Annotated in this window: 19 protein-coding genes; 12 read left to right on the forward strand and 7 right to left on the reverse strand. The window is 74.5% G+C overall.

The features are described 5' to 3' along the window. Window positions 1–12: 12 nt before the first annotated feature. The 3 genes from QP090_RS24810 to QP090_RS24820 all read right to left on the reverse strand — a co-directional run bounded on the left by QP090_RS24810 (window position 13) and on the right by QP090_RS24820 (window position 5,383). Window positions 13–3,366, reverse strand: coding sequence for a DUF4132 domain-containing protein (locus tag QP090_RS24810; RefSeq protein ID WP_285941771.1), 3,354 nt, complete (start codon window positions 3,364–3,366; stop codon window positions 13–15). Between the two features lie 58 nt (window positions 3,367–3,424). Beyond that, complete coding sequence (locus QP090_RS24815; RefSeq protein WP_285941773.1) at window positions 3,425–4,645, reverse strand: cytochrome P450 family protein; 1,221 nt, start codon at window positions 4,643–4,645, stop codon at window positions 3,425–3,427. 126 nt (window positions 4,646–4,771) lie between these two features. Beyond that, window positions 4,772–5,383, reverse strand: coding sequence for a TetR/AcrR family transcriptional regulator (locus QP090_RS24820; RefSeq protein ID WP_285941775.1), 612 nt, complete (start codon window positions 5,381–5,383; stop codon window positions 4,772–4,774). A 68-nt stretch (window positions 5,384–5,451) separates the two neighbouring features. Between QP090_RS24820 and QP090_RS24825 the strand changes: the two genes are divergently transcribed. Both QP090_RS24825 and QP090_RS24830 read left to right on the forward strand, forming a co-directional pair. Then, window positions 5,452–6,411, forward strand: a complete 960-nt coding sequence (locus QP090_RS24825; RefSeq protein WP_285941776.1) for an ROK family protein — start codon at window positions 5,452–5,454, stop codon at window positions 6,409–6,411. 94 nt (window positions 6,412–6,505) lie between these two features. Beyond that, window positions 6,506–8,464 (forward strand): WD40 repeat domain-containing protein, encoded by a 1,959-nt coding sequence (locus tag QP090_RS24830; protein ID WP_285941778.1) that lies wholly within the window; start codon window positions 6,506–6,508, stop codon window positions 8,462–8,464. A gap of 82 nt (window positions 8,465–8,546) precedes the next feature. Here the strand turns inward: QP090_RS24830 and QP090_RS24835 are convergent, their stop codons facing one another. Further along, window positions 8,547–10,565 carry a hypothetical protein gene (locus QP090_RS24835; protein WP_285941779.1) on the reverse strand — a complete coding sequence of 673 codons (2,019 nt, stop codon included), beginning with the start codon at window positions 10,563–10,565 and terminating at the stop codon, window positions 8,547–8,549. A gap of 135 nt (window positions 10,566–10,700) precedes the next feature. On the opposite strand from QP090_RS24835, the gene QP090_RS24840 reads away from it, so the two are divergent. From QP090_RS24840 to QP090_RS24875, 8 genes are all read left to right on the forward strand, one after another. Continuing rightward, on the forward strand, window positions 10,701–11,516 hold the full coding sequence (locus tag QP090_RS24840; RefSeq protein ID WP_285941781.1) for an amidohydrolase family protein: 816 nt from the start codon (window positions 10,701–10,703) through the stop codon (window positions 11,514–11,516). Continuing rightward, on the forward strand, window positions 11,513–12,235 hold the full coding sequence (locus QP090_RS24845; RefSeq protein ID WP_285941782.1) for an amidohydrolase family protein: 723 nt from the start codon (window positions 11,513–11,515) through the stop codon (window positions 12,233–12,235). Before QP090_RS24840 ends, QP090_RS24845 begins: the two co-directional genes overlap by 4 nt. A 117-nt stretch (window positions 12,236–12,352) precedes the next feature. Continuing rightward, window positions 12,353–13,615 (forward strand): extracellular solute-binding protein, encoded by a 1,263-nt coding sequence (locus QP090_RS24850; RefSeq protein ID WP_285941784.1) that lies wholly within the window; start codon window positions 12,353–12,355, stop codon window positions 13,613–13,615. A gap of 5 nt (window positions 13,616–13,620) precedes the next feature. Continuing rightward, a complete protein-coding gene (locus QP090_RS24855) occupies window positions 13,621–14,628 on the forward strand; it encodes a carbohydrate ABC transporter permease (RefSeq protein ID WP_285941786.1) in 1,008 nt (335 codons plus the stop codon). Window positions 14,629–14,631: 3 nt separating this feature from the next. Next, window positions 14,632–15,534: a carbohydrate ABC transporter permease gene (locus QP090_RS24860; protein ID WP_285941788.1), complete on the forward strand. Its 903-nt coding sequence runs from the start codon at window positions 14,632–14,634 to the stop codon at window positions 15,532–15,534. Window positions 15,535–15,539: 5 nt separating this feature from the next. Beyond that, window positions 15,540–16,325: an amidohydrolase family protein gene (locus QP090_RS24865; protein ID WP_285941790.1), complete on the forward strand. Its 786-nt coding sequence runs from the start codon at window positions 15,540–15,542 to the stop codon at window positions 16,323–16,325. Continuing rightward, window positions 16,322–17,146: an amidohydrolase family protein gene (locus tag QP090_RS24870; RefSeq protein WP_285941791.1), complete on the forward strand. Its 825-nt coding sequence runs from the start codon at window positions 16,322–16,324 to the stop codon at window positions 17,144–17,146. The genes QP090_RS24865 and QP090_RS24870 overlap by 4 nt, the downstream gene beginning before the upstream one ends. Beyond that, complete coding sequence (locus QP090_RS24875) at window positions 17,143–18,327, forward strand: DegT/DnrJ/EryC1/StrS family aminotransferase (RefSeq protein WP_285941793.1); 1,185 nt, start codon at window positions 17,143–17,145, stop codon at window positions 18,325–18,327. Before QP090_RS24870 ends, QP090_RS24875 begins: the two co-directional genes overlap by 4 nt. Window positions 18,328–18,362: 35 nt before the next feature. Here QP090_RS24875 and QP090_RS24880 read toward each other — a convergent pair whose 3' ends face one another. Continuing rightward, window positions 18,363–19,334: an LLM class flavin-dependent oxidoreductase gene (locus QP090_RS24880; protein WP_285941795.1), complete on the reverse strand. Its 972-nt coding sequence runs from the start codon at window positions 19,332–19,334 to the stop codon at window positions 18,363–18,365. Window positions 19,335–19,408: 74 nt separating this feature from the next. Between QP090_RS24880 and QP090_RS24885 the strand changes: the two genes are divergently transcribed. Both QP090_RS24885 and QP090_RS24890 read left to right on the forward strand, forming a co-directional pair. Continuing rightward, window positions 19,409–20,527 carry a mandelate racemase/muconate lactonizing enzyme family protein gene (locus QP090_RS24885; protein WP_285941797.1) on the forward strand — a complete coding sequence of 373 codons (1,119 nt, stop codon included), beginning with the start codon at window positions 19,409–19,411 and terminating at the stop codon, window positions 20,525–20,527. 49 nt (window positions 20,528–20,576) lie between these two features. Then, complete coding sequence (locus QP090_RS24890) at window positions 20,577–21,557, forward strand: dihydrodipicolinate synthase family protein (protein WP_285941799.1); 981 nt, start codon at window positions 20,577–20,579, stop codon at window positions 21,555–21,557. Here the strand turns inward: QP090_RS24890 and QP090_RS24895 are convergent, their stop codons facing one another. Together QP090_RS24895 and QP090_RS24900 are read right to left on the reverse strand one after the other, a co-directional pair. Continuing rightward, a complete protein-coding gene (locus QP090_RS24895; protein WP_285941800.1) occupies window positions 21,558–22,457 on the reverse strand; it encodes a Gfo/Idh/MocA family protein in 900 nt (299 codons plus the stop codon). Next, complete coding sequence (locus QP090_RS24900; RefSeq protein ID WP_285941801.1) at window positions 22,454–23,650, reverse strand: DegT/DnrJ/EryC1/StrS family aminotransferase; 1,197 nt, start codon at window positions 23,648–23,650, stop codon at window positions 22,454–22,456. The genes QP090_RS24895 and QP090_RS24900 overlap by 4 nt, the downstream gene beginning before the upstream one ends. Between the last annotated feature and the right edge of the window lie 49 nt (window positions 23,651–23,699).

A 23,699-nucleotide genomic window follows, 5' to 3' on the forward strand; every position in this document is an offset into this window, starting at 1 on the left:
GGAGGCGGGGGCTCAGCCGGTCGCGGCCTCCTCCAGGTCGGCGAGGTCGGCGAGGACCTCCGAGGCCGTCATCGGGTCGAGCCGGTCCAGCGTGTACGGATTCTCCCGCCACTGGTGGAAGTCGCTCGGCCGGTCGGCGATCCACACGTTCTCGAGGTTCTGCTCGAGGTCCATGTCGACGTAGCCGACCTGGATGCCCGGCCTCAGGGCGATCACGACGTACAGGCCGCCGGGGACCTCGCGGGAGATCCAGCGCTCGGTGCCGTTGTCCATCGGCGCGCCGCGCCGCCAGCCGCGCTTCTCCAGGCCCAGCACCTTGCCGAACGGCACGTTCAGCCCCTCGAACCGTTCGAGGCGGGCGCCGGCCCGTTCGGTGCCGGTGAGCGCGTGCACCTCCCGTCCGAGCTGCGGGAACGGCTGCGTGAGCTCGTAGTCGGCGAACAGCTCCGCCCACGCCTTCAGCTCATCGCCGAGGTGCAGCGGATGCGCGACGCCGATCCGCGCCGACTCCGGCAGGGCGAACGCCCGGTCGTCCACGTCGGCGAACGTGCGGTCCTCGGCCGGACGGAACGCGGTCGCCGTCCCGTCCTCGTGCTCGGCCACCCACACCAGCCGCCGGACCAGGTGCCACGCCAGCGGGTGCCCGACGAGGTACTCGGTGAACTCCCCGGGCGACCAGCGGCGACCGGTGACCATCGCCAGCTCCATCCGGCGGACCTGGGCCGAGGCGATCGCGCGGACGTCCTTCTTTAGCTCGGTGAACCGCCGGTACGCCGCGGGCGCCAGCTCGGCGTCGTCCTTGGCGCCCGGCTTCGGCAGGCTCTTGCGGCGCGTCCCGTCCTCGTCGGCGACGAACGGCCTGAGCTGCTCGTCGAACCCGACCAGGAACCGGCGCGGGCCGTAGTCCAGGACCATGCCGCCGCGCTCGTCCAGCCCGAAGCCGGGCAGCAGCCGGTCGCCGAGCTGGTCACCGGTCAGGCCGAGCCCCTCGGCGACCTGCTCGATCTTCTCCTGGGCGCGCGTCTTGAGCGCCTTGAACCTGACCTTCTGCGCGATGCCGTGGAGCTGCGTCAGCGCCGTGTCGGTGCCGATCAGCGCGAGCGTGTCGAGGCCCTTGACCGCCTTGTGGTGGCCGTTCTCGCCGGGCCAGGCCCGGATGACCGGCGCCAGCGCGCGCGCCTCGGCGTCGCCGCCGAGGCGGCCGAGCGCGACCATGACCCACGCGTCGCCGGACGGCTCGCCGTGCCGCCGCCACCGCTCGAACAGCGCCCAGCCGAACGCGGCGAGCGAATCCGGGTCGCACACCTCCACGACCGGCGCGAGCCCCGGGTCGGCGGCGTCCGGGCCCGACATCGCGAGCAGGGTCACCAGGTGCCGGACCGCGCCGTCCGGGAGCGCCCGCCCGCCGTCGCGCAGCAGCACCTGCGGGAGCACGGCCGGGTTGGCGAACTCCCCGACCTCGGGCACCTTGCGCGGGACGAGGTCCTGCGGGTCGGACGCCAGCAGCGCCGCGACGGCCTCCGCCGCCTCGTCGCCGTGCGCCTCCCGGACCGCCGCGACGACCTCGGCGGCGCCGATCCCCGCGGCCAGGTGGTGCAGCGCCCCCAGTGCGGCCGACCGGCGCGCGGCGCCCTTGCCGAACGCGTCCGGGACGAGCATCGCCGCGGCGCGCACCGCGTGCCGGGTCAGCCAGGCGGAGGCCGCCTCCCGTGCGGACCCGACCCGCAGGAGCCGGTCGGCCATCAGCCTGGCCGCCTCGGCGTCGCAGTACGGGGACAGCACCTCGCCCGCTCGCGCCACGTCCGACCGGGCGATGCGCAGCAGGGCGGGCCACGCGTCGAGCTCGTGGCGGGCGGCGAGGAACTTCAGCGACTTGAGGACGTGGTCAGCGTGGTACGAGTAACCGGCGAGCTCTCCGAACTCGGCCTTCCAGTCCGCCAGCCAGGGCCGGACCCTGTCCTCGGGGGCGCCGACGAAGAGTTTGAGCCGCTCGCCCTCATCGAGTGAACCGGACCGGTGGGCGGCGATCAGGTCGGACAGTACGTAGCTCCTCTCCCGGCCGTCGCCGCCCTTCCACACCCGCTGGTCGAAGCGGAGCCGCTCGTCCAGCCATTCCTCCCGCTCCCCCGGCCGCCACGCCATGACCGTCCCGGCGGGCGGGACCAGCCCCTTGATGACGACCGGCTCCGGCTGCTCGCGGGTCCACGGCGGGTCGACCAGCACGCGGGGCAGCGCCTCCGGCGGCGCCTCGGCGACCCGTCCGGACGCGTCCGCGACGCGGGCGATCACCTCCCGCACGTCCGCCGGAAGGTCGGCGAGGACGGCCGCGACGAGCTCCGCGGAGACGGCCAGGTGCTCCTTCAGGAGCTCGGCGGCGGTGTCGCCCTCGGCCCGCGCGAGGACGCGGAGCGCCCGCACCGGGTAGCGCTCCATCGCCTCCAGCACGGCGGCCCGGATGGCCGGCTGGTCCGCGCGTTCCAGCAGCAGCCCGAACGCCTCGTCGGTGGGCAGCGCGACGAGCACTTCGAGGAGCGCCGCCCGCAGCCGGCTCTCGAGGTAGGGGAGGTCGAGCGACGCCGCCACGGACGGCGCGATGGCCGGGCCGACGCCCTCGAGCAGGGTGGCGAGGAGATCGGGGGCATAGCCGAGACCCGTCATCGGGACGACCTCGGCGAACTGCTCGGCCGACCCGAGCGCGCACAGCAGCAGCGACCCCTCGTGGCCGTAGTCCTTGAGCGGCGTTCCAGCGCGGTACTCGTCCACCCAGTCGGTCCTGGTCGGTACCAGGTACGCGGTGAGGAGCCGCTTGGTCGCCGTCCCCCGGTGCCCGGCGAGCGCCTGGACGGCCGCCTGGAACTCGTCCTCGGGCGCGGCCGACAGGATCGTCCTGAGACGGCGGGCGGCGTCCGGCACCCGGTACGGGTCCACCTGCGCCTCGTCCGGCGGTCGGGGCTTCGTGCCGTCCAGGTCGCAGAGCTCGGTGAACGCGCACGCGGCGAACGCCAGGCCGTGGACGGCGGTCCAGCCGTCCACGAACCGGATGTGGCAGTCGGCGGTGTGGCTCCGGGCGCGTTTGACCGCCAGGGCCGCGACCACCGCCGCGCCCCGCGCGTCGGCGTCGCCGCCGAGGTGGGCGCGGGTGCCCTCGGCCAGCCCGGGGTCGCTGCCGGGGTGCGCGGCGAAGCGGACGGCGTCGTCGCGGACCTCTTCCGACAGTGCGCGCAGCGTCTCGCCCGCCCCGGCGGCGAGCCTGACCTTCGGCACGAAAACCCCGCCGCGCCGCGGGTGCAGGCGCCGCCGCCACACCGACGGGATCACCAGGGTGTCCTCGTCCGGCAGCACGGGAGGGGAAAGTTGATCGCTCATGCGGCCACACCGTACTGAAGCGCCCCGACAAACCCGCCCTCACCCGGGCGACGGGCGGTCAGTCCGCGGTCAGCGTGACGGGGAGCGCCTGGTGCCCGTTGGAGATGAACGATCCGACCGGCCGGAGCCCGGCCGGGTCGACGTCGAGGGCGGCCGTGGGGAAGCGGTCGAAGAGGGCCGGGAGGGCGACCTCGGCCTCCAGCCGCGCGAGGGGGGCGCCCAGGCAGAAGTGCACCCCGTGGCCGAACGCCAAGTGGTCCTTGCCGGGCCGGGTGATGTCGAAGCTGTCGGCGTCCTCGTGCACGGACGCGTCGCGTCCGGCGGCGGCGTAGGCGGCCAGGATCGCCTCGCCCTTGGCGATGGTCACGCCGTCGACGTCGATGTCCTCCACCGCGTACCGCAGCGGCAGGTTGGCGACCGGCGCCTGCCAGCGGAGCGTCTCCTCGATCACGTCGTTCCAGGACGCCCCTCCCGAGCGGACGAGATCGAGCTGCTCGGGGTGGGTGAGCATGGCCGTCACGGCGTGGTCGAGGAGGTTGACGGTCGTCTCGTGGCCCGCCGAGATCATCAGGAGCAGCGTGTCGACCAGCTCGGCCTCGTCGAGCCGCGAGCCGTCGTCGCCGCGGGCGGACACGAGCGCGCTGGCCAGGTCGTCGCCGGGAGCCTCGCGCTTGGCCGCGACGAGCTCGGTCAGGATCGTGTAGATCTCGACCTGGGTGGCCTGCACCTCCTCCGGGGTCTGGTCGGTGCTGAAGATGCCGTCGACGGCCCGGCGCAGCCTCGGGCGGGTCTCGTCCAGCACGCCGAGCAGGCGGCAGATCACCTCGATCGGCAGCGGGTAGGCGAACCCCTCGCGCAGGTCGGCCCGGCCCCCGGGCGCCTCGGCCAGCGCGTCGAGCAGCTCGGTGGTGATCTCCTCGATCTGCGGGCGCATCTCGGCGACGCGGCGCGGCGTGAACGCCTGGGACACCAGCGAGCGCAGCCGCCGGTGGTCGGAGCCGTAGGCGGTGAACATGTTCTTCACCGCCACCCAGAGGTACAGCGACCAGCCCTCGGAGATCTTCCCGTTGACGAACTCGGGCCAGTGCCGCGGATCCTTGGACACCCGGGGATCGGTCAGCAGCCGGCGCAGCGCCTGCTGGCTCGTCACCGCCCACGCCGCCACGCCGTCGGGCAGCTCCACCCGGGTCAGGGTCCCCCGCGCCTTGAGGGTCGCGGCCTCGGCGTGGATGTCGCCACCGGCCGGGTCGAGGACGATCGGGCGGAATGCTTGCTCCATCGGCTCTCCAGATATCGCGTCGGACTGCGCGGGCACGGGCGCAAGAGTGAACCGAACCGGCCCCTTCGGTCAAGGCACAGAAATCGGTCCGGAGTGAAAAGCCCACGCCGCCGTTCGGCTTCGCGCTCATCGCGCCGCCATCGACACATCCGGTCCGGCCGACAGGGCGCCGAGTCGATGGTCGACGATGCGCAGGGCCCGTTCGGACGAGAGGTGGCCGAAGAGCAGGTCGGGGACGAGCCCGCCCACGACGGCGAGGAGGGCGTGCGCCTCCAGCTCGGTGTCGAGGTCCTCGCGGGCCTCTCCCGCGGCGACCGCGGCGTCGAGCCGCTCGGTCACTGCCGCGACGATCCGCTCGCGCCCGTACCGGTAGCGGCCCGCGAGCCCGGGATCGTTCAGGGCGCGGATGAAGACCGCCATGCCCGACAGCGCCTCGAGGCGTCCCGCCCCGTCGAGCGGCAGGAACGCGAGCAGGACGGCGCGGATCCCGTCGAACTGCGTGGACGGTGCCGCGGCGCTCGCGACCCGGCGTTCGAACCGTTCGCGCAGCAGTCCGGTGGCGAACAGCACCAGTGCGTCCTTGCTCGCAAAATAATGTTGGACGAGACCGACCGAAACCCCCGCCTCGGTGGCGACCTCGCGCATGCTCGCCGCCTCGAGGCCGCGCTCCGCGGCGACCCGCAGCACGGCCTCGCCGATCAGCCGGCGCCGTTCGTCATGGTCGACCTGTCTCGGCATTCCTCCTCCTACCTGCGAAACAATACCGGTATATGACAAACATCCCGTCCGAACTACGAGGTCCGCATATGAACCACGGCTCCCCTCCCTCTCCCCCGCGGAAGCCGCCCCCGATACCGGGCGGGCGGCGGCTCGTCGCGCTCGACGTGGGCGGGACGTCGATGAAGGGCGCCGTCCTCACCGAGGACCTCCGGTACCTGTCCTCGCTGCGCCGCCCCACCCCGAAGGGCGAGGACGCGGTCGAGGCCGTGCACGCGGCCGTCGACGCGCTGCTCGCCGAGGCCGGCGGGGACGGCGCGGCGGCGATCGGGGTCGCGGTGCCCGGCATCGTCGACGACGACACCGGCACCGCGATCTGGTCGGAGAACATCGGCTGGCGCGACGTCCCGTTCCGCGAGCGGCTCGCCGCCCGGACCGGGCTCCCGGTCCGGGTGGGGCACGACGTCCGCGCCGGCGGGACGGCCGAGCTCGTGCTCGGCGCCGCCCGGGGGGCCCGCGACGCGCTCATCGTCCCCATCGGCACCGGGCTCTCCGCGGCCGTAGTGATCGACGGGCGGCTCTGCGTCGCCGGCGGCTACGCGGGCGAACTCGGCCACATCCCCGTCGGCGGCGCGGCCGGCGGCGCCGACGAGCCCTGCGTGTGCGGCGCGACGGGGTGCCTGGAGGCGGTGGCGTCGGCGGCGGCGATCGGGCGCAGGTTCACCCGCCGGACCGGACGGGAGGCGACCGCGGCGACGGTCGCGGCGCTGGCCGCCGAGGGCGACCCGGACGCCGCCGCCGTCTGGGCCGACGCGGTCGAGCACCTGGCCGCCGCGCTCGTCGCGGCGACCGCGCTGCTCGGCCCCGAGGTGATCGTCATCGCCGGGGGGCTGTCCGAGGCGGGCGCGCTGCTGATGGACCCGCTGCGGGACAGCGTGCGGCGGCGGCTGACCTTCCACCGGCCGCCCCGGCTGGTCCGCGCCCGGCACGGCCAGGACGCGGGCCGCCTCGGCGCCGCGCTGTGGGCCCGGGACCTGCTCCCGGGCTGACCGAACGGCGTCGATTTAGGGTCCTGACCGGAAGAAGAATGATCGCTACGCTGCGGGGGCGATCACTTCCGGTCTCGACCGAAAGGCACCCCTCATGATCCAGCGCCGCCGATTCCTCCAGACCGCCGCCGCGGCGAGCGGGCTCCCCCTCCTGTCCGCCGTCCCCGCCCGTGCCTCCTCCCCCGCGTCCACGACCGGGGCCGGGACCGGCGCCGGGGAGCGCGAGGGCGCGATCACCGACCTCGGTCCCGCCAGCGTCTCCACCCCGCTCGGCAACGGGGAGTTCGTGGGCGGCGTCCTCTACACCGGGACGCGCGGCCTCTCGCCCAACGTCGTCGGCGCCTACGACCTGGCCAAGGACACCGTGACCGGCCATGTCGACATCCCCACCGGCATCGGCGTGTGGGCGATGTGCAAGGTCGGCACCGACGTGTACGTGGGCACCCACGGCACGTCCGACCTGTACCGGCTCGACACGCTCACCGGCACCGCGACCAAGGTGGGCGACTACCCCTACCCCTACATCTGGAACGTCGCGGCGTCCCCCGACGGCAAGGTCCTCCTCGCGATCTCCGAGCCGGGCCGGGTGGTCGAGCACGACCCGGCGACCGGCACGGACCGCGACCTCGGCGTGATCGTCGAGGGCGAGGCCTACGTCCGCAGCATCGCCGCGGACGAGACCACGGTGTACGCGGGGATCGGCGCGAAGGCCCACCTCATCGCGATCGACCGGGCGACCGGCGCCAAGCGCGACCTGCTGCCCGCCTCGCTCGCGGGCCGCGACTTCGTGGCGAGCCTGAGCGTGTCCGGCACGCACCTGGCGGGCGGGATCTCCTCCAGCGGCGAGGTGCTCCTGCTCGACACGTCCGCCCCGGCCGGGGCCCGGGTGCTCACGACGGGCGAGAAGTACGTGCCGACCGTGCTCGTCCACGACGGGTACGTCTACTTCACCGGCCGCCCGTCCGGCGCGCTGTACCGGTGCGCGCTCGACGGCGGGACGGTCGAGAAGCTCGGCGTGCCCTACCCCGAGGCGGCCTCGCACCGGCTGCTCGCCCACGAGGGGCGCGTGTACGGCGTCCAGGACGGCGCGGTCTTCCGCTACGACCCGGCGGACGGCTCCCTCACCTACACCGACCTGGTGAAGCGCGGCTACAAGGCCGCCGCCGAGCAGCCGATGTCGGTGCACTCCGACGGCGCCCGCGTCTACGTCGGCGGCAAGGGCGGCGCGGACGTCCACGACCTGGCGGCGGGCACCCGCACCCGGCTGAGCGTCCCCGGCGAGCCCAAGGCCGCGCTGACCGTGCGGGACACCACCTACCTGGGCGTCTACACCCAGGCGCTGCTGTACGCGCACCACGCGGGCGGCACCGGGGCCGAGTTGCTCGCCCGCACCGGGAACCAGCAGGACCGCCCGCGCGACCTCGACCACGACCGGACGACCGGCTACATCGTGATGTCCACGCAGCCCGAGCCGGGCCAGACCAACGGCGCGCTCTCCCTGTACGACCCGCGCACCAAGGCGTACGAGACGCACCGGCCGGTGGTCGACCGGCAGAGCCTGTACGGGGTGACCTGCCGCGGCGGCGTCGCCTACCTCGGCACCAACGTCCAGGAGGGCCTCGGTCTGCCGCCGGTCACCACCACCGCGCGGCTGGCCGCCTACGACCTGCGCCGGCGCAGGCTGCTGTGGCAGGTGGAGCCGGTACCGGGCGCGAAGGTCGTCCCGGGTCTCGCGCACACCGAGCACGCCGTGTACGGGGTGACCGACAACGGGATGCTGTTCGAGTACGACCTGTCCAAGCGCGAGGTCACCCGGACCGTGAAGGTGGCGGCCCGCTGCGGCGACCTGCACATCGCCGGGCGGGCCGCCTACACCACCGACGGGAAGGCCGTGTACAAGATCGAGCTGAGGACGCTGCGGGTCACCGCGATCGCCGAGGGGCTGGCCGGCGAGTGGTTCGGCGGCGAGCCCAAGCTCGCGCTCGACCCGTCCCACCGGGCGCTGTACGGGGTGCGGGCGCGCAACCTGGTGCGCATCGCGATCTCCGGCTGACGCGCGCCGCCGCGGCGCACCGCTCCCCGCGGGGACGGCGCGCCGCGGCGGGCCTCACGCGGCGGGCCTCACGCAGCGGGCCTCACGCGGACGGGATGGTCAGGGTGGGGCAGCGCGGGTCCAGCCTGATCTTCGCCAGCTCGCGGCCCACCAGCGCCCACGCGTCCCAGGAGCCGGGCTCGAAGGCGAGCTGCGGGTCGGTGTACCACTCGTCGCCGAGCCCGGTCGCGACCGGCTCGGCCTCGGTGCCGAGCACATGGACGTTCCCGCCGCCGAAGAAGGTGGAGGCGAACACCCTGCCGCGGTGGACGGTCAGCTCGCCGTACCCGGTCAGCGGCCCCTGGTGGGTGATCCGGCGGGTGGCCAGGTCCATCGCGAACCAGCTCGCGTCCCGCTTGTAGACGCCGTACAGCACACCGCCGTGCGCCTTGACGTCCTGGAAGGTGCGGTGGCCGGGGACCGGGTCGACGGTCCACCGGACCGTGCGCGTCCCGAGGTCGAACGCGGCGACGGACGCGGAGGTCTTCGTCGGCGGGGTGCCGCCGCCCCCCAGCACGTCCCCGCCGAGGTAGACCACGCCCGCCGCGGAGTCGAGCGACAGGCTCATCAGGCTCTGCTCGGGGATGACGCCCTCGTACACCTGCGTGTCGCCGGTGTCGGGATCGACCACCGACAGCGCGCCCTCCAGGTGCGCGCCGAGCGGCGCCGAGGCGACCAGCAGCTTGTCGGTCCGCGGGTCGTACTCCAGGTCCCAGGGCCGCTGCTGGCCGTGCCCGAGGTAGCCGAGGCTGCGGATCGCGTCCGTCCTCGGGTCGATCTCGATGATCTGCCCGCTCGGGTAGATCGCCGCGTACAGCTTGCCGCCGCGCGCCACCATGGCCTTGGGCTCGCCCGGCACCCAGAACCGGTGCCGGGCGCCGGTGGCCGGATCATGCCTGGTCACCGAGTAGTGGCCGCCGACGTACACCCGGCCCTTCTGGTCGCGCAGGATCGACTGCGGCCGTTCGGAGCCGGGCTTCAGGCCCGCCTCGATCAGGTCGGTGTAGACGCTCTCGCGGGACGCCAGGTCCATCGTCCACATGCCCCCGCTGCCGGAGTAGCCGCGCAGCGTGCCGCCGTCCAAGACGAGGGCGCGCGTCTCCTCGCCGGTCCGCGGGGTGCCGACCTCGGTCAGCGCGGTGTCGCCGGTCCGGTAGCGGTAGACGGTGCCCTTCGGCCTGGACGACAGGTACGCGGTGCCGTCGGCGGCGAAGGCGATGGCGTCCAGGCTGATCTCGCCGAGGTCGACGGTGCGCAGGTCGCCGCCGTCCTTGCGGGCGTCGTAGAGCGTGGACCCGCTGGCGCCGAGCACCCGGTCGCCGTGCTCGGCCACGGTGCCGAACCCGGCGCCGCCGGCCGCCAACTCGCGGACGGTCCCGTCCGCCCGACTGATCGCGACCAGCTTGGCCTTGTCGAGCAGCCCGGCGTACACGGTGGTCGCGTCCGCGGCGACGGCGTGCACGTACCGCTCGCCCGCCGCCAGGACCCCGAAGTCGCGCACCGCGCCGGTCGACGGGACATACTCGTGCACCTTGCCGTCCGGGTAGGTGCCGGCGTAGACCGTGCCGTCCGGCGCGGTGGCGAGGCTCCAGATGAAACCGCCCTCGCGGCCGAACGACGCCAGGTGCTCGGCCTCGCCCGTCGCCGGGTCGAACCGGTAGAGGTCGGGCACCGGGTAGGTGCCGACGTAGATCTTGCCGGCGGCGACGGTGGTGGCCCACCCGCCCTCCGCCGCGCCCGCCGCCGGGGCGTCCGGGAGCGGCACCTGGCGGACGACCTTCCGGGTGGCCAGGTCGATCTCGGCCAGCACCGGCGGCTTCAGCCCCCGGGTGACGACGTAGGCGTGGCCGTCGTACTCGGTGGCGCCCACGATCGCTCCGGTCTCGGACGCCGTCCCGAAGGTCCGGTAGCCGGGCGCCGCGCACGGTCCCGTCCCCGCTGCCCCCTTTGCGTCCCCGGGCGCGCCGGGCACGGGGGCCGCGCCCGCCGGTGCGGGCGGGACCAGGGCCAGGGCCAGGACGGCGGCGACGAGGGCGGCGCGCACGGGTCGGCTGGGGGGCATGCCGGACCTCCTAAGTATCGACTTTAGGGCTGGACCGTAATGAGGAATGACGGGCCAGTCAATGCCTAAAGCGCCTTGATATATGGGGAACGGCCGATTATGGTCACGACCGATATTCCAGACGGAGGCGGTTCGGTGACGGCATTCGATGCGGAACAAAGGCTGGGCGATCTCGAGGTGACCCTCGACCTCGACGTCCTGATCGGCACATTCCCGGACCGGGACGGTCCGGACGGCACCCCGGGCGCGGTGCTCGCCGCCCTGGCCGGGCACCGGATCGCGACCGGCGCGGTGGCGAGCCTGCGCGGCGCGCTCTATGACATGACCTCGGGAAACGACGAGGTGCTCGCACAGGCGAAGGAACCGGAAGGCGGGAACGGCGGAGGCGGGGGCGGGGGCGCGAACGGCGGGGACGGCGGAGGCGGCGCGGCCTCGATGCTGCCGGTCGGCGCGCTCGACCTGCGCGACCCGATCGGCGCCGCCGCGGAGATGGAGCGGCTGGCGGCGGCCTCGGTGCGGGCGGTCCGGCTGTTCCCGGACGAGCAGAAGGTCGAGGCCGGGTTCCCCGCGGTCAGGCATGTCGCCAGGCGGGCCGCCGCGCTCGGGCTGACCGTCCTCACCGGCGGCGACGTGCGCCGGTTCTGGGCGCCGTTCAGCGGCCTCGGCGCCCGGGTGGTCTTCCTGGACACGCACTTCTACCACCTCGGCGACTTCCTGGTCGCGGCGGCGGGCGAACCGGGGTTCCACACCTCCACCCGGCTGCTCAACTCGCCCGACGCGCTGGAGACCGCCGCGTCCGCGATCGGCGCGGACCGGCTGGTGTTCGGCTCGCGGACGCCGCACGCCGAGCCCCTCGTCCCGCTGCTCCGCCTGGCCACCAGCGGGCTCGGCCCCGCCGACCGGGCCGCCGTCGCCGGCGGCAACGCGCGCCGTCTCCTGGAGGCATCGTGATCATCGACGTGCACGCCCACCTGGGCCCCTGGTTCTTCACCATGGACGTGGCCGGGGCCAACCTGGCGGTCATGGACCGGTACGGCATCGACCTGGCCGTGGTGTCCTCGTCCGAGGCGGTCATCTACGACGCGCCGCGCGGCAACCGGGCGCTCGCGGCGGCGCTGGAGGGGAACGACCGGCTGTACGGGTACGTGACGGTGAACCCGCGCAGGCTCGCCGAGGCCGAGCGCGACCTGGCCGAGTACCTGCCCACCGGACGGTTCGTGGGCGTGAAGCTCCACACCGACTACACCGGCTCGCCGGTGACCTCGCCGCAGACCCGGGACGCGCTCGCGATGGTGGCCTCGTTCGGGTGCCCGGCGCTGGTGCACACCTGGGGGACCTCGGTGCTCGACCTCGCCGCGCTGTGCGCGGACCTGCCCGGCCTGCGGGTGATCGCCGGGCACATGGGGGCGGACGGGCACCAGCACGCGATCGAGGCCGCCCGCGGCTGCGACCGGCTGTACCTGGAGCCCTGCTGGTCGCACGCGCCGGCGGGCCGGTTCGCCGAGGTGGCCGCCGCGGTCGATCCGGCCCGGCTGCTGTTCGGGACCGACGCGACGCTCATCGACCCCGCGTCGGCGTTCGGCGCGGTCGCGGCGGCGGGCCTGACCGGCGCGGCGGCCGAGCGCGTGGCCTGGCGCAACGCGGCCGAGCTCTTCGACCTCCGGCTCTGACACCGATCCGTGCCGAAAGGCAGCGTTGACAGTCAATTTCCCCCGAAGCTACTTTCGGCCTAGACCGTTATGGGCGCCCACCTTTCACCCCCCTGTCACTCCCATTTAAGGGGCCCGATGAAGATCCGTGCCAGCAGGTTCACCACGTCGATCTCGCTCCTCGCGGCGGCCACCGCGCTCACCGCCTCCGCCTGCGGGGGCGGTGGGGACTCCGGCAAGGGCCTCACCGTCTGGATGTACCCGGTGATCCCCGACCAGCAGGCCAGCAGTGCCTACTGGAAGCAGATCGAGAAGGACTTCGAGGCCGCCGAGGCCGGCGTCGACCTCAAGATCGAACTCCAGCCGTGGGACGGCCGGGACCAGAAGGTCGCCACCGCGCTGACCGGGGGCAAGGGACCGGACGTCGTGCTGCTCCAGCCCGACCAGATCCCCTCGTACGCCGCGAACCGGACGCTCGCCCCGGTCGACGGAGGGCTGGGCGGCGACAAGAGCGCCTTCCTGCCCACCGCGCTCGCCGCGCTGAGCAGCGACGGCAAGCTCTACGGGGTGCCGATCTACCACACCGTGACCAGCATGATGTTCAACAAGAAGCTGCTGGACAAGGCCGGTGTCAAGGACCCGCCGCAGACTTGGGACGAGATCAAGGCCGCCGCGCCCAAGCTGAAGAAGGCCGGCTACGCCACGCTCGACTACTCGGCCTCGCCCGAGGCGTCCCTCAACATGAACTTCTACCCGCTGCTGTGGCAGGCCGGCGGGACGGTGTTCTCCCCCGACGGCAAGAAGGTCGCCTTCAACGGCCCCGAGGGGCTGGAGGCGCTGACCTTCCTGACCGACCTCTACAAGCAGGGCGCGGTCCCCCGGAGCGCGCTCACCAACAAGAACGTGATCACCGACCAGGCGCTCGGGAAGCAGGAGGTCGCGGCGGCGTTCACCAGCGTCCCCGCCGACGCGGCGCTGGCCGCCAAGACCTGGGGCAAGGAGAACGTCATCGTCGGCGCGCCGCTCAAGGGCCCGCGCAAGCAGGTCGCGTTCGGCATGCCGGGCGGGCTGGCCGTCAACGCCCGCGCCAAGAACGGCAAGGCCGCCGAGAAGTTCCTCCGGTTCATGACCAGCCCCAAGCAGATCACCGGCCTGAGCACCGCGACGGGGTTCATGTCACCGCGCACCGACGTGAAGACCTCGGCGACCGACCCGGCCGCGCAGCAGTTCGCGGACGCGCTCCAGTACACCTACCCGGGCGACACCAACGCGTCCGCCCGGCAGGTGATGGCGCTGCTGCGCACCGAGATCCAGGCGGCGCTGACCGGTAAGAAGACGCCCAAGGAGGCGCTCGACGAGGCGGCCGAGCAGTCCGCCGACCTGCTGGCCAGGCAGCGCTGACCGGCGTGGACGGCCGACTCGCCAGGCCCGCGAAGGCCGCGCCCGGCCCGGCTCCGGAGACCGCGGCGCCCCCCGCGCCCGCCCCGGCTCCGGAGGCCGCGGCGCCCCCCGTGCCCGGCCGGGCGTCCGGGACGCACCCGCGCTCCCGGCGGCGGATGGGCAGGCAGGCGCGCGCGGGGCTGCTCTTCGCCGCCCCCATGATCATCCTGTTCGTCCTCTTCCGGTTCGGGCCGACGCTCGGCGCGTTCTTCCTGTCCCTGACCGACTACCGGCTGAACGGCGACTGGACGTTCGTCGGGATCGACAACTACACCCGGCTCGCCGGGGACGACCTCTTCCTCGACAGCCTGACCGTGACGCTGCTCTACGTCGTGCTGTACGTGCCGCTGACAGTGCTGCTGTCGCTCGGCACCGCGATGGTGCTGCACCGGGTGGTGTGGGGACGGGGCTTCTTCCGCGGCGTGTTCTTCCTCCCCTACGTGACCAGCATCGTGCTGGCCGCGGTGATCTGGAAGTGGATCTACGACGCGGAGGACGGCCTGGCCAACGGGCTGCTCGGGCTGGTCTCGGTCGGCCCGACCGACTTCCTCGGCCGGGCCGGGCTGGTGCTGCCCTCGATCGCGGTGACCGCGGCGTGGAAAGGGTTCGGCTACTCGATGCTGATCCTGCTCGCCGGGCTCCAGAACATCCCGCGCTCCTACACCGAGGCGGCGATGATCGACGGCGCCGGGGCCTGGCAGCGGTTCCGGCACATCACGCTGCCGATGCTGCGGCCGGTGCTGTTCTTCGTGCTGGTGATCGAGACCATCCAGTCGTTCCAGGTCTTCGACGCGATGTACGTGATGACCGGCGGCGGGCCGGTGCGGGCCAGCTACTCGCTCGTCTACATGCTCTACGACTCGGGCTTCAAGTTCTTCGACTTCGGCTACGCCAGCGCGATCGGGCTGGTGCTGTTCGCGATCGTCCTGGTCGTGTCGCTGATCCAACGTCGATTCGTCGGAAGGGAGGACTGACCCGTGGCCTCCCTCACCGGAAAGTCCGCCGCGCGCAGGCCCCCCGCGAAACCCGCGAGATCCGCGAAGGCCCCGGGCGGGGCGCGGGCGCGGCGGCCCCGGGCGGGCCGGCTCACCCTGCCGGTCCTGCTGGTGCTCACCGCGCTGGTGACCGTCGTCCCGTTCGCGGCGATGGTGCTGGTCGCGTTCGCCCCGGCGGGCGGGCGCACCTTCCCGGACGCGTTCACGCCGACCCGGTTCACGCTGGAGAACTTCCAGCACGTGCTGTCCAGCTCGGACCTGCCGCGGTGGACGCTGAACTCGCTGGTCTTCTCGCTCCTCTCGGTGGTGCTGATCCTGCTGTTCGCCTCGATGGCGGGCTACGCCTTCGCCAAGAAGCGCTTCCCGGGCCGCGACGCGCTGTTCTGGGCCCTGCTGGCGACGCTGATGGTGCCGTTCCAGGCGACGCTGATCCCGTCCTACATCCTGGTGTCCAAGCTCGGCGGGGTGGACACCTACTGGGGGATGATCGTCCCGACCCTCGCCAACGCACAGGCGATCTTCCTGATGCGGCAGTTCATCGTGCAGCTCCCGGACGAGCTGTTCGAGGCGGCGGAGCTGGACGGCGCGTCCGAGTGGCGGATCTTCGTCACGATCGTGCTGCCGCTGATCCGGCCCGCGCTCGCCACGCTGGGCGTGTTCGTCTTCCTGTGGCACTGGAACGACTTCCTGTGGCCGCTGGTGATCGGCCAGTCCGGCGAGATGCAGACGCTGACGGTCGGGCTCGCCACGCTCCAGAGCGAGAACGTCCCGATCAACCAGATCATGGCCGGCGCGTCCATCACCGTGCTGCCCAGCCTGCTGATCTTCGGGCTGCTCCAGCGGTACCTCACCGACAGCATCGCGATGACCGGGCTCAAGGGCTGACCGGCGTGCGGACCGTCATCGACGTCAACCGGATCCTCGGACCGATCCCGACCGGCGAGGTGCCGAGCGCGGACGCGCCCGGTCTGATCGCCGAGCTGGACCGGCTGCGGATCGACCGGGCGTGCGCCGTCCACGCGCTCGCGCTGTACTACGACCCCGTCTCCGCGCACGGCGCTTCCGAACACGGTGCCTCCCAACACGGCACCTCCCAACACGGCGCCTCCTCACACGGGGATGCCCAACCGGCCGGGACGGCGGACGCCGGACGCCTCGTCCACGTGCCGGTGCTGGTGCCGGGGCCGCTCGGCACCGGCGCCGGCACCGGCCGGCTGGTCCGGCTGTGCCCGGCCGAGCACCGCTTCGCGCTGGCCGGCCCGCACGGGCTGGCCCTCGCGGGCGAGGTCGCCGACCGGGGCGGCGGCGTGCTGCTCGGCTGGGAGTCGGCGCCGGCCGCGGACGTCCACCGGCTCGCGGCGCGGCTGCCCCGGCTCCCCATCGTGCTGATCAACACCGGCTACCGGAGCCTGCGCGAGCTGGCCGACCTGATGGACGCCCATCCCCGGATCGGCGTCGACACCGCCACCCTGAGCGGTCACCTGTCCGTCGAGTGGCTGGCCCGCCGGTACGGGCCGCACCGGGTGCTGTTCGGGACGGGCGCACCGGTGAGCGATGACGCGGGCCCGCGGTTCCAGCTCGACCTGCTGGACCTGCCCGAGGCCGACGTCGACCTGATCGCGGGCGGCAACGCCCGCGCCCTGCTCGGCCTCGCGGACGAGGAGTGGACGGCATGACGGACGGCGACACGACGGAAGGCGGCGCGGTGGAAGGCGGCGCAGTGGACGGCGGCGACGCGTGGCGGGGGCGCGTCATCGACGCGCACGGCCATCTCGGCTCCTGGTTCAACTTCGCCATCCCCGACCCGTCCACCGCGGGACTGCTGTCGGTGATGGACCGCGCCGGGGTCGCCACGATGTGCGTCTCGCACCTGCTGGGCGTCGGCCCGGACGCCCGCGCCGGCAACGCCCTGCTGCTCGCCGAGCTCGCGCGCCGTCCCGGCAGGCTGCTCGGCTACGCCGTCTACGATCCGCACGACCGGCAGGCCCCGGCACGGCTGGCCGAGCTGCTGGACGAGCCCGCGGTGATCGGGGTGAAGCTCCACCCCGACACGCACCAGTACCCGCTGGACGGCCCGGCCTACGCGCCGGCCTTCGCGCTCGCCGCGGACCGCGGCCGGCTCGTGCTCTCCCACGGCGAGCACGGGTCGGCGTGGTCGGACCCGGAGCGGTTCGCGACGGTCGCGGCACGGCACCCCGGCGTCCCGCTGCTGATGGGACACGCCGGGCTGTGGCCGGCCGGCTTCGACGCGGCGGCGCGGGTGGCGGACCGGTGCCCGAACGTGGTGCTGGAGATCTGCGGATCGCGGATGACCGCCCGGCACCTCGCCCGGCTGGTCGCGACCGCGGGCGCGGACCGCATGGTGTTCGGCTCGGACGCGCTCTTCCTGGACCTGCGGGTCGGGCTCGGCCGGGTCGTGCTCGCGCCGATCGCCCCCGCCGACCGCGACCTGCTCCTGTTCGGCACCATGACCCGGCTTCTGAAGGGAACCCGATGACGCTCGCGCTCGATGGCGGCACCCCGGTCCGGACCGCGGGCTGGCCCGCCTGGCCGCCGCCCGCGACACCCGCGCAGCGCGCGGCGCTGCTGGAGGTGCTGGACGGCGGGGAGTGGGGCGCCACCGGCGGCACCCGGGTCGGCGCGTTCGCGGCGGCGTTCGCCGCGTCCACCGGCGCCCGGCACGGGGTCTGCACGGTGAACGGGACCGTCGCGCTGTTCCTCGCGCTGCGCGCGCTCGGCACCGGGCCCGGCGACGAGGTGATCATCCCCGCGTACACGTTCGTGGCGAGCGCGACGGCGGTGGTGCTCGCGGGCGCGCGGCCGGTGCTCGCCGACGTGACCCCCGGCACCCTGCACCTGGACCCGGACGCGGTCGCCCGGCTGATCGGCCCCCGCACCAAGGCGGTCATGCCGGTGCACCTGGCCGGGGCGCCGGTGCCGCCCGAGCCGCTGGAGGAGCTGGCGCGGGCGCACGGCGTCGCGATCGTCGAGGACGCCGCGCAGGCGCACGGCGCGTCCTGGCGCGGCCGGCCCGCCGGGACGCTCGGCGACGCCGCCTGCTTCAGCTTCCAGTCGAGCAAGGCGATGACGGCGGGCGAGGGCGGGATCGTGGTGACCTCCGATCCGGCGGCGTACGAGCGGCTGTGGTCGCTGCACAACGTGGGGCGGCGGCTGGCGGGCGGCTGGTACGAGCATCCGGAGATCGGCTGGAACCTGCGGATGACCGAGTTCCAGGCGGCGCTGCTGCTGCCGCAGCTCGACCTGCTGGACGCGCAGATCGCCGCGCGCGAGCGCGCCGCCGGGCTGCTGGCCGGGGAGCTCGCGGGCGTCGGCGGGCTGACCCTGCTGCCCGGTCCGGACGGCACCACCCGGCACACCCGGCACCTCGGCCTGGTGCGGTACGACGCGCGGGAGTTCGGCGGCCGGCCCAAGGCCGACTTCCTGGCCGCGATGGAGGCGGAGGGCGTCCCGCTGGACGCCGGGTACCGGTCGCTGTCGCGTGAGACCGCCCTGCGCCCGCACACCGGCGCGGTGTCCTGCCCGGTGGCCGAGGCGGCGGAGGACTCGGTGGTCTGGCTGCGGCAGAACCTGCTGATGGCCGATGACGGCGCGCTCGCCGACATCGCGACCGCCGCGGCCAAGGTCCGGCGGGCGTTCCGCGCGTCCCGCGCGGCCTGAGCGGCGGGGGACGCGCGGTGCCCGGCGCCGGCGGGTCAGCCGGAGTTCAGCTCGCCGAACGCCTCGATCGCGCGGAGCGCGTCGGCCTGCGGCATCCCGGGCGGCTGGACCCGCAGGACGACGCCGTCGGCGCCCATCGCCTCATACCGGGCGAGGCGGTCGGCGCACTGCGCGGGCGAGCCGATGACGCCGCGCGCGACGATCTCGTCCCAGCCCTGCGCGTACCGGCCGGCGTCGGCGGAGGTGCGCTTCCAGCCGCCGTAGGCGTCGTAGAGCCCGCGCAGCGGGGCCTCCAGCGCGGTCCGGGCCCGCTGCGAGGACGGTGCGGCGTAGCCCTCGCGGCACACGATGACCTCGGCGCCGAGCGTGCCCGCGCCGCGCGGGAAGCCGCGGTAGGCGGCGATCTTGCCGGGCAGGTCGGCGTCGAGCTCGTTGAACGAGGTCGTCCACCCGTCGCACATCCGCGCCGTCCGCTCCAGCGCGGCCGGCACCCGGCAGCCGTTCCAGAGCCGGGGCCTCGGGTCCTGGACGGGACGGGGCGACAGGAACGCCTCCCGCACCTGGGTGAAGCGGCCGTCGAAGGTGACCTCGTCCTCCGTCCACAGCCGGGAGAGCAGGGTCAGGCACTCCTCGAACCGGGCCACCCGCTCGGCCGGCCCGACACCGTAGAGCGCGAACTCCTCGGGCCGGTAGCCGAGCACGAACCCGGCGGTCAGCCGCCCGCCGGACAGCACGTCGAGGTGCGCGAGCGTCTCGGCGAGCACGACCGGCTGGTAGAGCGGCGCGACGATCCCGGCGGTGGCGAGGCCGATCCGCTCGGTGTGCGCGGCCAGCCAGGTCAGCGAGGTGAGGATCTCGTGGTAGCCGGGCCGGTGCAGGTGCCGTTCGCCGAGGACGACCCAGGAGAATCCGGCCTGCTCGGCCAGCCGCGCCTGCTCGACGGCGTCTTTGAGTGAGGAGCGCTCCGTCGTGTCGCCGTAGAGGTTGAGATAAAGGCCAAGGCGCATGCGTGTCGCCCTCCAGTACGTCCGGACCGTAATCATTTCGGTCCGCGTTTCCGGCCCACCCTAGGAGCTCCCCCGTGAACGTCCCAGTCCCCCCACCCGGCGAGCGCCCGGCGCCCGGCCGCGACCGGATCGTCCGGATCGGCACCCGCGTCGTCCGGGCGCCCTACCGCCGCCCCTTCCAGATCAGCAGCGGCGTCAGCACCGAGCTGATCAGCCTGGTCGCCGAGGTGGAGACCGCGGACGGCGCGATCGGGGTGGGCGAGACCTCGCCGATGACCGCCTACACCGGGGAGACCCTCGCCGGGGTCGCCGCCGCGGTCGAGGGGCACCTGGCGCCCGCGCTGATCGGCCGCGACCCGCTCGACCTCGCCGGCGCCCACCTGGCGATGGACGCGGCGCTGCGCGGCCAGCGGGTCGCCAAGGCGGCCCTGGACATCGCGCTGTACGACCTGGCCGGACGGGTCGCGGGGTGGCCCGTGCACGTGCTGCTCGGCGGGCGGGTCCGGGACCGGGTGCCGATCGCCTGGGTGGTGGGCCTCGGCACGCTCGACGAGATGGCCGAGGAGGCGGCCCGGTACGCCGGGCTCGGCTTCCGGCACATCAAGGTCAAGGGCGGCGAGGACCCCGCCCGCGACCTGGAGACAGTGCGCGCCGTCCGGGCCGCGCTGCCGCCGGACGCCGAGCTGGCCCTGGACGCCAACGAGGGCTATGACGCCTCCACCGCGCTGCCCGCGCTGATCCGGATGGCGGACGCCGGGCTGTCGCTGCTGGAGCAGCCGGTGCCGCACTGGGACCTGGCCGGGATGGCGCGGCTGCGCGAGCGGGTCGGGATCCGGGTGATGGCCGACGAGAGCGTCCAGTCGGCGCAGGACGCCATGGAGATCGTCCGGCGCGGCGCCGCCGACGTGCTGAACATCAAGGTCCTGAAGGTGGGCGGGCTGTACCGGGCGCTGCGGGTCGCGGCGGTCGCGGAGGCGGCCGGGCTGGCGGTCAAGATCGGCTCGATGCCGGAGCTCGGCGTGGCGACCCTCGCCGCGCTGCACCTGGCCGCCGCGCTGCCCGGCGCGACGGTGCCCGCCGACCTCGTGGGGCCGCTCATGGTCCGGGACGAGCCGCTGGCCCCGGCCGCGTTCGCGCGGGCCGACGGGTGGGTCGCCGTGCCGGACGCCCCCGGGCTCGGCCATGCTGTCTGAGCCGGACCCCCGCACGAAAGGCGCTCCACCCATGCAAGGCGCTCCACCGATGCACGACACTCCACCGGCGCACCACCTCGTCGAACGGCTCCGCGGCACGCTGCTGCCCGCCGTGCTCACCCCGATGGACCCGCACGGCGCCGTGGACCACGGCGCGCTCGCCGGGTACGCCCGGCGGATCGCCGCCGCGCCGATCGGCGGCGTCGCGGTCTGGGCGCACACCGGCCGCGGCCTCTACCTCTCGGACGCCGACCGGGCGCGGGTGCTGCGCGCCTGGCGGGAGGCGACCCCGCTGCCGATCGTGGCGGGGGCGGGCACGCCGCGCTCGCTGACCGGCCCGTCCCTGGCGGAGGCCGCCGACGCCACGGTGGCGATGGCGGTGCGGGCGGCGGAGCTGGGTGCGGACGCGGTGATGGTCTACCCGGTGACCGCGTTCGGCGGCCTGGACGACGGGCCCGCCCGGACGGTGCGGCTGCACGAGCGCGTCGCCGCCGAGACCGGGCTCCCGCTCGTCGGGTTCTACCTGCACGGGGAGGCGGGCGGGTTCCCCTACCCGCCGGACCTCGTCCGCGAGCTGCTCGCCCTGCCCTCGATGCTCGGCATCAAGACCGCGACGCTGGACCGGGCGATCGGCTGCCAGGACGCGCTGTGGGCGGGACGGGGCACCGGCCGGCTCGGCATCACCGGCGAGGACCGGATGTTCGGGCCGTCCCTGATGTGGGGGGCCGACACGGCGCTGGTCGGCATCGCCGCGGCGCGGCCCGAGCTCAGCGCGCGGGTCCTGCGGGCCTGGACCGGCGGCGACCACGCCGCGTTCGTGCGCGCCTCCGAACGGCTCGACCGGTTCGCCGCCGCGACCTTCTACGCGCCGATCGAGGGCTACGTCCAGCGGATGCACTGGGCCGCCGTCCATGACGGCCTGCTGCCGGAGGGCGCCGCGCACGACCCGTACGGTCCCCCGCCGCCCGCGCCGGAGCGCGACCGCGTCATCGCCTGCCTGGAGGAGCTGGACGCCGAGGCCCCGGGCTGATCACCCGCCGGCGAGGGAGCGCGCCGTGACGAGCGCGGCGAGCACCTCGCGGGTCGTCGCCCACGGCACGGCGGGACGTCCGGCGGCGACCCCGGCGAGGAACGCCTCGACCGTCCCGGCGTAGCCGAACGGGTCCGGGCCGGGGGCCGCGCCGTCGAGCCGCACGGCATGGGTGCCCTCGGAGGTGTGCACGGCCGCCTCGTACCACTCCCGCTCGGTGGCGCCGAGGACCTCCACCACGCCGTGGCGGCCGTCCGGCCAGCCGAGCCCGATGACGCCGGTGTCCTCGGAGAGGGAACCGGCGTGCACGCGCGACGCCCGCGCCGCCCAGCGCGCCGTCAGGCCCGTCCCGAGCAGCGCGGAGGCGAGCTCGACACCATGCAGGCCCATGGTGGCCAGGGTGCCGCCGCCGCGCGCCGGATCGTCCAGCCAGCGGCGCTCCGGCGCCAGGTAGGCGTCGATCGCGTGCCGGACCGTCACCCGGACGCCGAGCACGGGCGCGTCCCCGAGCCGCGCGCGGAGCCGGGCGGTCTCCGGCGCGAAGCGCAGCACCGAGGCCGTCGACACCGGGGCCCGCGCGGCCGTGACGACCTCGTCCAGGCGGGCCAGGTCCGCCGCGGTGCCGACGGCGGGCTTGGTGATGAACGCCGGGATCCCCGCTGCGGCGAGCCGCCGGACCACGTCCGGCACGCTAGCCGGGCGGCAGGTGACGATGGCCGCGTCCGGGCGGGCCGCGATGAGCGCGTCCAGGGTCCCGGCCGGACGGGCCCCGGACTCGGCGGCGAACCGGGCGGCGTCCTCGGCCCACACCACCAGGTCGTGGACGCCGCGCTCGCGCAGGAGGCGCGCGTCCATGGCCGGGTGGTAGTCGGTGGCGAGGCCCGCGAACGCCACCCTCATGCCGCGCCGCCCCACCCACGGGCGTGCACCGCGCGCACCGCCTGCGCGATCACGTCGACGTCGTCGGCGGTGTAGCCCTCGTTCCAGTTCAGCACGACCAGCGTCCGGCCGATCAGCCGTTCGGCGTTCGGGCACAGCCCGGCGGGGTACTCGCGGCCCTCCAGAGGGAACCGCGAGGTTCCGTAGACGGGCCCGTCCGCCATCACCGGGTTGGCGTACAGCGGACGGTCCAGGTACCCGGCGATGGCGGGGACGCCCTCGGCGGCGAGCTCCCGCACCCACGCGAGGTTGCCCGGCTCGTCCGGGACGGTGAACGGGAACAGCCACCAGGCGTGGCCCGCCGGGTCGGGCAGGCCGAGGCCGGGCAGGTCCGCCAGCGCGGCCAGGAGCCGCGCCGCCAGGTCCCGCCGCCGTCCGACGACCCCGGCGACCCGGCCGAGCTGGACCCGCGCCACGGCGGCGGCCAGCTCGGTCATCCGGTAGTTCAGCCCGAGCGACAGGTGGACCCGGCCGTGCTCGCGGTCCCAGCCCTTGTCGGCGAACAGCCGCATCCGGGCGGCCAGCTCCGCGTCGGCGGTGATCGCCAGCCCGCCGTCCCCGGAGGTGATGTGCTTGTACTGCTGGAGGCTGAAGCAGGCGATGTGGCCGAGCGTGCCGAGCGGCTCGCCGTCCGGGGTGGCGCCGAGCCACGCCTGCGCGCAGTCCTCGATCAGGAGCAGGCCGTGCCGGTCGGCGAGCGCGCGCAGCGCGGCGGCGTCCGCGGGGGCGCCGAACAGGTGCACCGCGAGGATCGCGCGGGTGCGCGGGGTGATCGCGGCCTCGACCGCGGCCGGGTCGAGATTTCCGGTGGCCGGATCCACGTCCGCGAAGACGGGGACCCCGTTCTGCGCGATGATCGGGGCGATGGAGCCGAAGTCGGAGATCGGGGTGGTGATGACCTCGTCGCCCGGGTCGAGCCGCACGGCGGCGACGGCCAGGTGCAGCGCGGCGGTGCCCGAGCTACAGGCGACCGCGGACCGGCCGTACAGGTCGGCCATGTCCGCTTCGAGGGCGCGGGTCTCGGTGCCGAAGGTGCTGCACAGCACGGCCGAGTCGAGCACCCGCAGGACGGCGGCGCGCTCCTCCGCGCCGATCGTCCGGCCGCGCGGTTCGAGGACGCCGGGGAACCGCCCGCCGGCCGAGGCTCCGGTCATGTCAACCTCCCGGTTGGTGATGGCCAATTACGGCCCTGGCCGGAACTTA

The sequence above is a fragment of the Actinomadura xylanilytica genome, assembly GCF_030283145.1.
Lineage (GTDB): Bacteria > Actinomycetota > Actinomycetes > Streptosporangiales > Streptosporangiaceae > Spirillospora > Spirillospora xylanilytica.